Raw genomic sequence first — 14,764 nt, forward strand, 5'->3', positions numbered from 1 at the left:
ATTCCCTATCCTCCGCCAACACCTTCAAAGGCCCACCGGAAAGTGCCAACAAACAAAAAATCAATCATAAAAAAAGCTCACCATAAACATGGCAAGCTTTGTGAATCTTCATCTATCAACAACAGTCAATCACAACCAGTCATATAGATAGTCAAACTATCTAATAATTAGTTCGACGCCTTCACCAGCGGCCCGAGCGCCTTCGTCTTGATCTCTTCCACGATGTTTGCAACAAACTCATCCGTAGGCACCGCACCAAGATCACCTTCGCTGCGATGACGAACACTCACCGTGCCCGCTTCCTTATCCTTCCTGCCCACAACCAGCATGTAGCAAACGCGATCTTCCTGCGCGACCTTGATCTTACCATTCAAGCGATCATTACCCTTATCGATCGTCACACGCACACCTTCAGCAAACAGTTTGTCCTTCACCTCTTCAGCATAATCAACAAACTTATCACTGATCGGCAGCACCCTCACCTGTTCAGGATTCAACCACAGCGGGAACGAACCATTAAAGTGTTCAATCAACACGCCAACAAAACGTTCCATCGAACCAAACGGCGCCCTGTGGATCATGATCGGCGTATGTTCCGCGTTATCGCTGCCCACATAAGACAATTCAAAACGTTGCGGTAACTGATAATCAACCTGAACCGTACCGAGTTGCCACTCGCGCCCGATCACATCCTTTACGACAAAGTCGATCTTCGGACCATAAAACGCCGCTTCGCCAGGCTCCATGCTGAACGGCACGCCTAGGCTTTCCGCAGCCTTGATACATGCAGATTCCGCGCGATCCCAGTCCTCAGGATTACCAACATACTTCGTGCCGTCCGGATCACGTAAACTGACGCGAACTCTAAAGTCTTTCAAACCAAGAGTTTCAAAGATTACTTTCACCAAATCCAAGCAACCCTGTACTTCCTCATCCAATTGTTCAGGCATCACAAACAAATGAGCATCATCCTGAGTGAAACCGCGCACGCGGGTCATGCCGTTCAACTCACCCGACTGTTCCCAGCGGTAAACCGTGCCAAACTCCGCCAAGCGGATCGGCAGATCACGGTATGAACGCTTCTCAGATGCGTAAATCTGGATGTGATGCGGGCAGTTCATCGGTTTGAGCATGTATCCGTCAACGTCGCCATCTTCAAGCATATTCGCGAGTTGTGAACATGAGCAGCCCTCATCTGCGAGCGATTTAATCTGCTCGCGGCTAATGATCGGCGGGAACTGCGAATCCTGGTAATACGGGAAGTGACCCGAGGTTCTATATAGATCCAGTTTCCCGATATGCGGCGTGAACACTTGGAAGTAGCCTTGTTTGGTTAGATGCTCGCCGATGAATTTTTGGAGTTCATCACGGATGATTCCGCCCTTAGGTTTCCATAACACAAGGCCTTGGCCGACTTTATCGTCGATCGCAAACAAACCGAGCTTTTGGCCGATCACACGGTGATCGCGAGCTTTGGCTTCTTCGAGTTTTCCGAGATAGGTTTCGAGATCTTTTTCGGAGAAGAAAGCGGTGCCGTAAACGCGTTGGAAGCGATCGGAATTCACGTCGCCGTGCCAGTTGGAACTGGCAATCGACATCACCTTAGAAGCGCCGATCAATGATGTATTGGGGACGTGCGGCCCTTGGCAAAGGTCTTCCCAGTAACCTTCGGAAGTATTTGCAGAATCATCAGTTGCGCATGCAGTATCGAGTGATGGATCGCCGGTGACGTACCATGAGAGTGATTGGGCGCCGCCTTCGATGGCGCGCTCGGCGTTGTCGATTTTGTATTTGTTGTTTTCGGCTTTGAGTTTGTCCATGCCTTCGGCGATGGGGAGATCGTAACGCTTGAATGGACGGTTACTTGCGATGATTTTGGCCATCTCGGCTTCGATCTTGGCGAAGTCGTCTGAGGAGATGGGTGTGTCGAGTTTGATGTCGTAGTAGAAGCCGGTCTCGAGAGGCGGTCCGTATGCTAACTCTGTGTCTGGCCAGAGGTTAGCGATGGCTTCGGCCATGACGTGTGCGGTCGAGTGGCGGAGGAGGTAGAGAGCGTCGTCCTGGTGAGCGGTGTCGCGGAACTTGGAGTTACCTTTTTTGTCCTGGCGAGGCGCGGTGATGATGGAAATATCGCAATCACTTGTGATAGGGGAAGTTACGTCGACGAGTGTGCCATTGACGCGGGCGCCAATGGCGGCTTTGGCGAGGCCAGCACCGATCGAGGCGGCGACATCGTAGGGTGTTGAGTTCTGAGGGAGCTCAACGGAGTTGCCGTCGGGTAGTTTGACATTGATGTTCATGATTGCGGTCTCCGAATCTTTTAGGTTGCGCTGTATGTGCTGTGCTGGGCATGAGTTGTGTGAGGTGGTGCGGTTTGGGAAGTTGGTTTTGCCGATGTGGCGTTGTCCAACTTCCGAGGGGGATGGGGCGCACGGTTTGTATGGTAAACGGGCGCTGGAGTACGCACAAAAGCGCGTTTTGGGCCTGTTTTTCAGGCTAAGTGTTTTATTGTCAGTATTTTACTGCTGCAAGACCGTTTTTGCTTAAAAACGGCTAAAAACAACGGGTTTTGATCTTAAACAGGCTAGGTTTGGTGAGTTTTGGTGCGTTTTAGGTAAGAAATCTGAGTATTGAAATTTCTGTGTGCGGTTTGATGCGCGCTTTGCGAAAATTTCGTGCGATCCCCCCCCCGGAAATTGGGTCATGAAATAATGGGAGTAAGCCGTTTAGGTTGAGCGGGTTGCGTGATTGGGGGCGATCAGTTGCGGCGCGGCGTGCGGTTTGGGAAGCACGGTGTTTGGGGTTAATTTTCAAGGATTTCTGGGAGTTTTTGAGTTTGGAATGAGGGGCAATTAAAAAAGCCTCGCGATTGGTAGGCGAGGCTTTTGATGATTGCTGTGATTTTGGAATCAATCAGTGAGTCACCTGCCTCGTGCCGCGCGTGGTTGCGGTCGTGGTCGTTGTGGTGGTTTCCGCGGTGGTTGTGGTGACACGCTTGGTCATGCTCGGTTCCTGAATGATTATCTATATCAAGGTATCGGTTTGTGGGGGTGGGTGCAAATAGAAGGGAAGGGTGCGGTGATGGGCATACGCGTGAGGAATGGGGTAGGGGGGCGGATTGATTTTCATTGGTGATAGGGGGAATGGGTTGGTTGTGTGGGTGATAAGTACAAAAGTGTGATTGAAATGGGATATTTTAGTGTGTTTGGGCTATTGACTTGTGCGTCTTGACTATGGCGGTGCTGGGTTCGTTTGATAGATAATAGTCAATTGACATCAGCACGAATATTGATGGCCGATCGTTCGATGGGTTGCGATATCTTTAACAGGCTCGGTTCTTTTCGTAGAGCATTGTGAAGCATGTGTTGTTTGGTGCTGCTGTATGTTACGGGCAATATTTAAGGGGTAGTGGGTCGGCTGCTATGTGGTAAGTCGAGCGAGGTTATCGTATGCGATGAGCCAAGAGAATCATGTAGAAGTTCATCGTTCATTTTGTTGCAGGCAAATTGAGATTGTGGTGGTGTGTTTGTCTACAAACCTAAATTTTGTTGTTATATGAAAACAAACTTTATTGATAAGGCGAGAACATGACGAATAGAGCATTTTGTTATTTATGTACCCTTATATCGTTCTGGTACATTACAGGATTAGCGTATAGTAGTATTCCGGCAACATATGAGAATGAAAAATATGGGGTGCAGGCGTATTGGGCGTTTGATGACGATATTGATGAATACAATTCAAGTGGTAATTATTATAAGGATCACTCGGGGCATAATCGAAATTTGATAACAGCGGTCATGCCTACTTTATCAAGCCCGAATTTCCAATCTCATCCACTCATAAACAGTCATTATCCCAAAGTACCAAATACTGGCCGGGTTAATGACGCGTATGTAAAGGTGAGTAAAGATCGTCGACCACTTATTTATATTTTTCCGGCAAATGAGCCTTTATGGCGAAGTTATACCATCGAGGGCAGCTTTCGACTTCGGGCGGATATAGATCAGATTACTGAGTTTAATAGATTTTTGTTTTCATTTGACCGTTCTGATTTTTTACCAAACCCAAATGATATTGATATATTTGTGAAGGATGATGGGCATCTAAAATTCTTAAGCGATCATCCGTACGTTAGTCTTACGATGACAAACCATCAGATTCAACACGACAAGTGGTACCATTTTGCAGTAGTTAGTGACGGTAAGACGCTGAGTTTAATACTTGGTTACAAGGACACTAATGGGGAATTTGTAACCGATGAGATCGTGCACACCTATACGAATACTGCCGAACCATCTATCGTGGTAAGCGAAGCCCAAATAAGTGTAGGTGGTGTAGGAATCGATAGGGGATGGGGCGATTCAAATGCACTCGGTAATGGCGATATGGATGAGGTTCGTTTATCAAATATTGCAATTGCGCCTGCTGGCTTGTTGATGAATCAGAATATGAACAATGCGAGTTCACAGGTGGCTGTCGAATTTCCTATGAATAGTAGCAATGATGATTCTATTGAGGAGATAGCGGAGCCTGGCCCGATCAGGAGTATTACAAAATGGGGAGATTATCTGTTAGGTGTGCGGGTCGGACCAAATGAGAATATCGCTTCATTTTTAGGTAAAAATGTCCACGTTACATCACCGTATTTTTCCGGTGCTACTGAGGTGCAAAATCTGGTCATTCATGTTTTTATGAGTCGTGATCAGGGTAGTACATGGGAGCGAATCAAAAATATTGATGTTCAAGGGGGGCAACCGTCAGGTCAAACTTACGCTAATCTGATTGTGCCAACAGATATCACGATCAGTGCGCAGGATGGTTTTGTCGTTGTGGCGTATCGCGCGGAAAAATATGATCTAAAAGAGTCGAATAATTGGAAAAATGAGATCAAAGATTTCGACAAGATGGGTTTGCATGTTGTCAATCAGATACATGATCGCGTACCTTTAGAAGGCTATTATGGGGTGCGTGACTCAAATTATGGCAACAAGATTATTGCTAGTAGTTTTACGGTTACACATAGAATTGAAACGACTCTGACGAGTAGGATTTATGAGCCAATCGAGTTGGTGCATGTTGATTCGAAAGATATTTCTACTCAGGCTTATAATTCGAGTTTAGAAACATCATATTTTGTGGGGGCCCCGCATATTTATCGCGCTTCTGATAGTTCTTGTATCGTTTTTTACGACAATGAAGTCGCAGATAATGACCCGACCAATGGTCACAATCAGTTGATTGCTTATAGGCGAATAACGTTTGGTAGTAACCATCACATAGCAGTTTTATCAAATGAGTATCAGTTAACAAAGACAGATAATCGGATTCTTAAACGGGATGGAATGGCGACGGTAGCGCGTGTTAAAGCAAAGTCGGGTGGCCGCGATAAGGTGTTTGTTGTATTTGAGGGTATTGAGGATAAGACGGGTGCCAATCGTAATGTTGTGTGGGGGTTAATCGGTGAATTGCCGCAGCATAATGCGGGGAGCTCGCATGCGTTTCAGAATGACGAGCCGTTTGAGGTCTATAAATCGCCTACGAAGCCGAATGGTCAGAAATATAATGCGTATGCGCCTTATATCGTGCGTTTGTATGATGGCGATGAGATTTTGAATGATTATCCCAATTATGCGATCGCATTTTGTACGGATGAGGATGTGTATTTGATCAATGATAGGGCTCCGGCTGATTCACCGAGTGAGGATGTCATGAAGCGAAGATCAACGATCAAGGTTGTTTTTGGTAAGTATGCAGAAACGCCGTTATATCAACGTATTTTTAGTTCGCCCAAGACAGTATGGCCTGGGTATATGGTGGATGTAAGAGATCCGAATGAATTTCATAGCTATATGCCGGGTCTTGTGAGGCTGTCAGAAAATAGTCTTTACATCATTGTTGACTACTTTAATAACCATCAAGCAGGCTTCGGTTTCAGGCGTGCGGCTAATTAATAAGAATAGGCGAATTGGAATAAATATAAATCACTCAATGTGAAGGAATATAAAGATGAGATCATACAGTATGATCAGTTGTATCGTTGTGTTATTGATGAGTTGGTGTGGGGTTGTGCATGGGGAGTCGTGGCAGCGAGGTGTGAAGGCATATTGGCGGTTTGAGAAGAATCTTGCGGGGGATGGGATTCATCAGTTTGATGATAGCATGAAGAATGGAACTGGTTTGTGGGGGTCGGCGTGGCCGGGCGAGAGTACGGATGTTCCGTTTAGTGGGGTGGTGTCTAACAATGGATATGCGACAGCGCATTCGTTATTTGTAGATGATGATCTTCATTTGATGACGAACACAGAAGCGCATATTAATGGTGGTCGGTTGGTGAAGGTTGATATTGAGACTCTCAGTTTTCGTCAGTTTACGGTAGAGGCGAGTTACAAGCCGGACTTTACGAATTATTCGAATAGTGGCTGGCGATCGGTGATTGCGTGTCAGGTTTGGAATAAGTATGAGGCGGGTCATGCGGTACGTGACGGGTCGTTTGTGAATGAAGTATTCCGAATATTGTGTAAGAGTGATGGTAGTATTGAGTTGCGAGTGGTTGGGCCAGACGATACTTATGTGATCTCGACTCCAGCAGGTTACATGCCGACGAATGCTGGGAGTGAGCAGTGGTACAACATGGTGGCGGTCGGTGATGGTAAGACGGTCAAGTTTGTGATCAATGGAGAGTTGATCGGTACGGCTATGATTGATCCGGCCCATAAGTTGAATTTCAGGATAGCGAATGATATTGCCAACAATGATACGATTGCTCGCTGGGCTGTTGGTTCTTCGCGGCATTGGAATAGTTCGAGTCAGGGTTTATTTGCACGGGGAAAGATTGATGAGGTTCGGCTGTCTAATATTGCATTAGATGAGTCGGCGTGGTTGCAGAACGACATGCCGACAATCGAGAATATGGTGTGGGAACAGGTTTATGGTCATGAGAAGGAGGACGATGGTGATCCTGCGACGGGGGCGGATGATAATCCCGGGCCGTTCCGTCACATTACATCATGGGCGGGGCAGCTGTGGGGTATGACGGTAGAGCAACATGATGAAGATGGCAACGGGGTGGATGAGAATTATCTGGTTTTGTATTGGAGTGTCGATGAGGGGGATACGTGGACTCAACTGCAAAAAAGAGGCGAGACGGAAACACATGAATATAAAGATCCGATGTTCTTCTACGGGGATGTGAAAGATAGCTCGGGTAATATTGAGCAGCAGCTGCTTATTGCTTATCTCAAGAGGTATTCGGGGGCAAGTACAGGGCCTTGGTTTATGCATGTTGAAGAATATCTAAAAATACCGGAGAACGCGGCTTCAACTTCGAGTGCAGTGATAGGGTATTCGGATTCGCCGTATTTGCATGCATTGTCGGATGGGACGTTACAGTTGTATTACGTTTTTGAACCGAATTGGTCGCCGCATAATAATCGTACAAGTGGACGACAGGATCGGTATGTTGTGATGCGTCATCTTACGTTCGATTCGGTAGCAGGGGTGGCGTTGGGTGATACAAATCATCAATCGGTTTGGGTGAGTGATTTGAGTAATTACATGACGAATGGGCGTCAGGATGGGATGCCGAGCGTTGTGACGTTGAAGGAGGGGAGTTCGGGTAATGATGAGCTGTTAGTTGTGATGGATGGTGTTGATGAGTTGGAGAGTACGACGGAGCAGCCGCACAATATTGTGCATGGTGTGCGAGTGAGTAATGGCGGGAAGCTACAGGCGGATTGGGACAGTGGAGTGAGAAGTGTTTTATATGAGAGTACGAAGCATGGATATCACGGGCGAAAGTTTAATGCGTATTCGCCGTATGCGGTAATGCCGATGAGTAATCTTTATAACAATAGCTTGATGGATGGTGATGGGGAAGACCGTGTTTGGGTAGCGTTCTCGACGGATGAGGATTTTGAAGAGCATAGTGCGGACAGCCCGTTTACGCCTGAGGTTTTCAGACGATCATCGGTGAAGCTGATTGAGGTGAATACGGAGAATGGGGGGCTAAGTGTGCAGTCGGGCGGGCCAGCGGTTCTGTATACAGGGGATGAGAGTGATGATGTTGGCGATGTTCATCATTACGGGATTGGTCTACTCCGCATTGCTGATAATGAGGTCTATGGTGTTTTGGATTTCTTTAATGGAGATGTGAAGGGATTCAAATTGAGAGTGAATGATGAATAGTTTGATGTGAATATGACATGTTAATTGAACTGAAGAGCGGAGCTTTTAGCTTCGCTCTTTTTATGTGGTGATATCGTAATGAAGTGATGGTGAATTGATATTCATGTGGTTTGCGTGTGGGATTTTGGCTGGTGTGGGCGTTATAGATAAAAGTTTGATTGAAATGAGATAATTTAGTGTATTTGGGCTATTGACTTGTGGTTTTAGGTTATGGCTTTAAAGAGCTGTTATTAGGGATAATGGAGCTTGTACCGCGAAGGCTAGTACGAAGGAATGGATGAGTGGCGAGGTGGGTGGATGTAGATTGTGGCGCGAGTTCTTTGCTGGTGCAATTTCGGGAACAATGTGATTGAGGAAAGCATGATCGGCTTGCTATGTGGTAAGCCGAGAAGTGTTGTTTTGAGGAGAGATTAGTACGGATTGGAATGTTGTTTGTTTATTAATTTGATGCACTGAAGATAGAGGAAAATGAGATGAAAAAATTATTATGTCTGTGTTTATTTTTGTTATCAATAATGGGGGGGACGTTGTTTGCGGATGCAAGTGATAGTGTGTTGGCGTATTGGCGGTATGATGGGCTTACACAAAGCGTTTCGGGTGTTCCGTATTATCAAAATGATCATTCGGGAAGTGGAAACCATCTACGTAATTCAAATGGCCAGCAAGTTTATTACTCAAGTTCTGTGCCTTTTGATATTGTCCCAGAAACTTTATGGGAAAATTATCTAAGTTATTGGTTAGTTGAAACTGATATCACGCAATTGGCAAAATTTAATACTGACTATGTTAATTATCCTTTGCCAAGTTCGCCTTCCCCAGATATTACGACAGCCAATTATGATTTAATGACAGTGGAACTAAATTATTATCCACAATTTACCGATTCATCTGGAAATCCGAATCTAAACGTTGGTGATATACGTAGTCTTTTATCATGCTATCTAAAGGATGGTAGTGGTTATGTCAGTCAACCCTTTGCGGTTGCAATGTTTGCCATTCAGGACCCGGTCAGTAGCGATGTACTGGGGAAATTCGTGACGGCTTATATTGATAACAGCAACAATATGCATTTTATTGAAGTGCCGGTTAACGATTGTATTGTGGCGAACGCTGCTAATGAAAAGTGGTATAGCATTCGTGTTGTTAAAAGTAATACAGCTTTTGAATTATGGGTCGATGGTGAACTAAAAGCATCGGAGGCCATCTCAGGCGCGCAAACCACATTTAAGGCGCGTGGATCAGGTGAGATTTATCAGTGGAATTTAGGATATGGGCGAGATCATATCAATGGTATTGATGGTTATACAGCTTATGGCAGATTAGATGAGATCAGAATTTCTAACAAGGTCGTTGATCAAAGTAATCTTTTGGAAACATACACTTGGAATGTTAAAGAAGAATTTAACGGGTCGGGCCCGTTTCGTAGTGTTGTGAATTTTAATGGTGCGCTGTGGGGCGTTCGAAATGGCCCGCATGAGATCGTTGAGTTGATTAATGGTGAGTATGTTGTCAAAAATCTGAACGATGGTAATAATGCAATCCATCTGTTTCGAAGTACGGATAACGGCAAGACATGGCAGCGTATGAGAGATCTGTATTATACAGATACTGACTTACGTGATCCTTCGCTATGGGCGGGTACTGTCACGGAAAGTGGTGGCACAGCGACAGCTAAGCTGCTGTTAGCTTACGGGATTGTTAATAAAACGACAAAAAATTTCTCAGTCAAGGTTGGTATTGTGGATGGCGCATCGGCCACTACGTTGCCGAACAATTTGTCGTCGCCAAATCTGAATAGCTCTTCAATCAAAACGATTGCAACTGGTGCTAATATTACGATCAACAAAGTGCCGAATGATCCCAATCAAGGTACCATGCCGTACCATACGTTTGTGGGGGCGCCATTTATTCTTCAAACGGGGGACAATTCTTTTCAAGTGTATTATGACAACGAGACAATAACACCATCAGACTATAATAGCGGCAATGGGTATCAGCAGATTACATGGCGAAAATTAGAATTTAACAATGGGTCGATTGTATTGCCTAGTGCTTCGCCAATATTTAATGATATTCCTATCGGAGCAACTGGTTTGACTCGTGATGGTATGGCGACTGCGGTATCCCTTGGTAGTAATAAAATTATAGCGGTGATGGAAGGGATTAAAACAGAGACTTATCGAAGTGATAACCAGGATAAGCCTAATGATTTTAATGTCGTGCGTTCGGTGGTATCGAATGATGGCGGTGTAACTTGGACGAATCGATCGATTATTTATGAATCTTCTAAGAAGGGGCCGGATGGTCGTACGTATAATGCGTATTGTCCTTACGCGACAAAAGTTGGTAGAGATGGCATTGCGGTGGTTTTCTGTACGGATGAGGATAAGAAATTATTGGAGATTCGGCCGGATGAATCATTTATGTCACCGAGTATGCGATCTTCATCCATTAAATTTGGTTTGCTCAATGATAATCATGATGGTTTTGCGCATGTAGAAACTGTACACTCCATGTTCCCGGAGGGTGTGGTTGATCCATCTTCGCCGGTTTGGCGGCGATATAAAGAGGGTCTAGCAATCGAAACGATTGAAGATTCTCATAATTATCACCCCGTACTATTTGATGGGAAGCAAAATAAACAGCTGCATTGTCTTGTTGACTTTTTTGGGGGCAAGCAACGCGGGTATTTGATTGGTAGTCCTGAAAAATAAAAATTAGTTGCATAGATCTATAAAATGATGAAACGCGCAGCAAAGGGCTGCGCGTTTTTTTTATGTTTGGACGTTGTAGATGGTGTGGCAGAGTGGAGTTGGATAAAAAGGGGTAGGGGGTTATGCGTTGGCGTAGCGGGCGCGGAGGATAATGCGGGCGGTAGCGAAGAAGAGGAAAAGGAAGAAGATGATCGGAGCGGCGATGCCGACAAAGAGCTGTAAGGTTTGGGGGTCGGCATAGAAGGAATACTGGCCGACCTTGAAATCGAGGTGACGATAGATGGGTTTGAAGAAGTTAGCTTGCGTGATGAGGATGGTGATGTTGATGAGGATGGGGTAGAAGAAGAGGAAGAGGAGGACGGGTGCGGCGGCGAGGTTGGCGATATGCATGGCGAGGTGTGGGCGGAGGCGGCGGGCGGTGATGAGGATGGAAGCTGTGTTTAGGAGTGCGATGATTTGGATGAGTGAGTAGAGGATGAGCAGGGGTAGAAAAAGAAGGGGTAGGAGTGAGATGAGGCTTTCGATGTAGTTGATAAAGGTGTTGGGGAAATTGTAGGGATTGGTGTTTGCGAGAATTGGAAAGCAGAGAAGGGTGATGAGAGGGGTCATGAGGAGCGTTGCGAGGAGGATGACGCGGGCGGTGTGGTGGTGTGTCTGTGGAGGGGTTAGTGTTTGGAGGGATCGGCCAAGGGATGAAGGGGTGAGTAGGAATTGATAGGCGAGAGCGGGGATCGTGAGGATTTTTTTAAGAAGGGTGGGAGCGCGGTGGATGGGATCGCCTATGCGATGGTTAGATGGTATGGATAAAGAGATAGGCTGGCCACATTCTGGGCACCCCCGGAAGTTGTCTTCCTGTGTGTTTACGGTCGCTGGAGCGGTGAGGGTTGCGGTGGCTACCGATTGGGGTTGTGTGGTGAGTGATGTTGATTCGGATATCGATTGTTGATCGGTGTGGAAGCTGTCCAACTTTCGGGGATTCTGGGGGGGGCTGGGGGGCTGGGGGGAGAAGATGGGGTAGTTGCAGGATTCGCATGAGGCGGGCCAAGAAGAACGGGGGGGGGCCGGACGGCGGTGGGTGAAGATGCGGAGGAGGGTGAGGAGGATCATGGAAAACAGAAGAGGCGTGAACCAATACGAGGTGGAATTGATGAAGTGGATGCGATGGCGATATGGGGAATCATTTATTTGTTGTTCGTGAGCGACGTATCGGGATTCCCAATCAGCGTAGATATTCCGCTCTTCATCGCTAAGATCGCCAATTATGTTGTAGCCGTATGATTCACTTGGGTCGGGGTTTTGCGTGAGCCAGTTGCTTCGTTGTTGTGTGATGTAGCTGTTTTCAAGCTGGCTTGGGGTGACGAGGGCGGTGAGGGCGAGAGTGAGGATAAAGAGTATGAGTGGGATGAAATAGGCGGTGCGCTTGTAGGCGGAGATGTAGGCAAAGCGGAAGGGGAGATGGGGGGCTGCTGTGCGCGGGGTGAAGAAGAGGGCGATGATGGGGAGGATCAAGGTGAGTGCTATGAGCATGATGAGGAAAGGAGGGAGATAAAGATCCGAGGCAGCAAGGTAAGCGTTGGTGAATGAAGAGATGAAATAGGCGTTGGTCTGATAGGTTGAGTAATCGAAGTAGATGTAGCTGAGAATGATGATGAGTGGTGCGAGGATGAAGGAGGCTAAGAGGGTCAGGATTGTGGGGAGGGAGAGGAAAAGGAAAAGTAGAGAAAGGTGTGTGGTACGTTTCATGGTGGGCCCGGAATGTTGGTGTTGATGCTGGTCGTTGAGGTTATTTTAAGAGATTGGCGGATGGGTTGTCATGAAAAAACCTCGCGATTGAGCGAGGTTTATGGATGGCGGATTGATATTGATTATTAGTTGGATGAGTTTACTGAGTGGGGATGAGTTTTTGTAGGGTTGTGGCGATGTTCGGGCCGAAGAGGTCGGTGTCTTTCGCAATGATTTGGCCTGTTGGGGAGATGAGGTAGATGCATGCAAAATCGGATGCGCCGAGTGTTTGGGTTGCAGCATCGTCGGCGGCGTTGGGGAGTAGAACGACGGGCCAATCGGTTTTGTTTTCGTAGGTTTTTGGATCGTAAGGGTCGAAGTCGGGTGAATCTTTGAATAGGAATGAGAAGAATTTGACGTTGGGATTGGATTTGAATTGTTGGTAGGCGGTGTTGACGTCGGCGATTTGAGAGAAGGCGAAGCCGTTGAAAGCAGGGGAGAAGTCAAGGAGGACGTACTTGCCGCGGTAGTCGTTGAGGTTGAATGATTGGTTATCGTTTAGATATTTGGCTGTAATTTGTGGGGCGGCATTGCCAGTGTCTAACGATGCGTTAGGCGCGCTGAGGGGAATAGTGCCAAGGTTGAGGACGAGTGGCGGGTTTTCTGTGGGGATATTGATGGTTTTGCGGAGAGTTTTGTTGTCAGAGTTATCGAGGACGTTTTCAAGTTTGTTGACAAAGGAGATATTGGCTGAGAGTGAGAGTTCAGCTGGGATGATAGATTGGAAGGTGAAAGAGCCATCGGGAAAGAGGGTTGATGAGTAATTCTTGAGAGGTTGTTTGGAGGAGAGCTCAATCGTTGCGGAGTAGAACTTGGGAAGTGGTGTGTGGTCGTAGTTGATGATTTTGCCGGTGATGATGGTATTGTCGAAGTCAAACTTAAGGACAGGGAATTTGTCCGACTGGACTTTGATGAGGTTGTTTTGGATGACAGTATCAGGACGGTATGGGTCGTCTTGGATGATGTTTGCGTTGATGAATTGGAAGGGCATGTAATCGAAGAGGAACGAACCATCGGTCTTGGTGCGGGTTTTGAACGAGAGAAGGATATTAGTGGGTTTGAAAGTGTCTTCTATGGCGCCGGGGGCGTAGAGTGGGCCGTTGATTTTGATGAGCTGGCCGGCGATGGGTTTGTCTTTGAGTTTGATTGAGCCGGTGAGAGGTTGCCATTCACCGAGCGTAATGCTGTTGGGTTGATCGGTATCGAGATCTTTTTGTTCGAGTAGTTGGTAGCCTTGTGGCGAGAGGATGAGGAGGCGGAACTTTTCGTTGTGAGGTGGGAGCGTGAAGGAGCCGTCGAGGTTGGAGTTGTAGATGAGGAGTGGCTTTTTGTTTGTGTGAGAAGCTTCGATATCGGCAGAGGGGTTGAATTGTTCGAAGATTGGGCCGGAGATTGTGACGCGAGTATCGTCGATGACAGGGATGAGTTGTGCGTTGTAGACAGGGTTGCCAGACGGGGAGAGGATCGTGCCGGTGATGTTGGCGGCAGGTTTGAGTTTGATCGACCAGGTTGAGTTGAGGGTATCAAGTTCCCATTCGTGAGAGTACTGGGGGAGATAGCCGGGTGCGGTGATGTAGAAGGCGTAATGAGCGAGTGGCTCAGTGGTACGGATCTTGAATGTGTTTTCAGTGATACGGACGTTGAATGGGGCGAAGGATTTGAGGGGGTACCAAGTGGTGTCGAGTTTGGAGGGATCACGGTAGCCAATGGTGATGTCGAAGTTATAGATTGGGGAGCCGGTATCGGCATCGGTGACAGTTGCGGCGATTGCAGTTGTTTGTTTTTTGGTGGGCGCTTTGAATGCGGCGGAGAGGTCGAGCTGGGCTGCGGCGGGTGCGCAGAGTAGCGTGAGTGTGAGAAGGAATGAAAGGGTGTGGCGGATGGTCATGCTGGATCTCCGGATGATTCGTTGTTGTGGGTTGCGGGTGGCGTGGTTGCTGGTATCTGTAAGTTGTTGATATGCAGGTAGATGCTGTGGCTGTCTATTTGTTTGGTCATAAGCAGGTCCGTGAATCGGCCTGGTTGGTTATCTGAGCCGTCCATCATAAAAGAGGAGGGCGGTTGATCGCAAGATTGGTACG

The 14,764-nt window shown here is 47.0% G+C and carries 6 protein-coding genes; 3 read left to right on the forward strand and 3 right to left on the reverse strand.

From position 1 onward, the window contains the following. Positions 1-167 precede the first annotated feature (167 nt). Positions 168-2,300: a threonine--tRNA ligase gene (gene thrS, locus KS4_RS00190; RefSeq protein ID WP_145072868.1), complete on the reverse strand. Its 2,133-nt coding sequence runs from the start codon at positions 2,298-2,300 to the stop codon at positions 168-170. A gap of 1,287 nt (positions 2,301-3,587) precedes the next feature. Between thrS and KS4_RS00195 the strand changes: the two genes are divergently transcribed. The 3 genes from KS4_RS00195 (at position 3,588) to KS4_RS00205 (ending at position 10,901) form a co-directional block, all read left to right on the forward strand. Continuing rightward, entirely contained in the window at positions 3,588-5,954 is a 2,367-nt protein-coding gene (locus tag KS4_RS00195) for a LamG domain-containing protein (RefSeq protein WP_145072871.1), read from the forward strand. A gap of 55 nt (positions 5,955-6,009) precedes the next feature. Further along, positions 6,010-8,187, forward strand: coding sequence for a LamG domain-containing protein (locus KS4_RS00200; protein WP_145072874.1), 2,178 nt, complete (start codon positions 6,010-6,012; stop codon positions 8,185-8,187). A 473-nt stretch (positions 8,188-8,660) separates the two neighbouring features. Beyond that, positions 8,661-10,901: a hypothetical protein gene (locus KS4_RS00205; RefSeq protein ID WP_145072877.1), complete on the forward strand. Its 2,241-nt coding sequence runs from the start codon at positions 8,661-8,663 to the stop codon at positions 10,899-10,901. 120 nt (positions 10,902-11,021) lie between these two features. On the opposite strand, the gene KS4_RS00210 is transcribed toward KS4_RS00205, so the two are convergent. Together KS4_RS00210 and KS4_RS00215 are read right to left on the reverse strand one after the other, a co-directional pair. Further along, complete coding sequence (locus KS4_RS00210) at positions 11,022-12,644, reverse strand: hypothetical protein (protein ID WP_145072880.1); 1,623 nt, start codon at positions 12,642-12,644, stop codon at positions 11,022-11,024. 139 nt (positions 12,645-12,783) lie between these two features. Beyond that, positions 12,784-14,571: a peroxiredoxin family protein gene (locus tag KS4_RS00215; protein WP_145072883.1), complete on the reverse strand. Its 1,788-nt coding sequence runs from the start codon at positions 14,569-14,571 to the stop codon at positions 12,784-12,786. Positions 14,572-14,764: the final 193 nt, after the last annotated feature.

Source organism: Poriferisphaera corsica (assembly GCF_007747445.1).
Classification (GTDB): Bacteria; Planctomycetota; Phycisphaerae; order Phycisphaerales; family Phycisphaeraceae; genus Poriferisphaera; species Poriferisphaera corsica.

Coding starts and splice junctions, on each gene's coding strand:
- KS4_RS00215 (WP_145072883.1), bottom strand. CDS start 14,571: ATGACCATCCGCCACACCCTTTCATTCCTTCTCACACTCACGCTACTC.
- thrS (WP_145072868.1), bottom strand. CDS start 2,300: ATGAACATCAATGTCAAACTACCCGACGGCAACTCCGTTGAGCTCCCT.
- KS4_RS00205 (WP_145072877.1), top strand. CDS start 8,661: ATGAAAAAATTATTATGTCTGTGTTTATTTTTGTTATCAATAATGGGG.
- KS4_RS00195 (WP_145072871.1), top strand. CDS start 3,588: ATGACGAATAGAGCATTTTGTTATTTATGTACCCTTATATCGTTCTGG.
- KS4_RS00200 (WP_145072874.1), top strand. CDS start 6,010: ATGAGATCATACAGTATGATCAGTTGTATCGTTGTGTTATTGATGAGT.
- KS4_RS00210 (WP_145072880.1), bottom strand. CDS start 12,644: ATGAAACGTACCACACACCTTTCTCTACTTTTCCTTTTCCTCTCCCTC.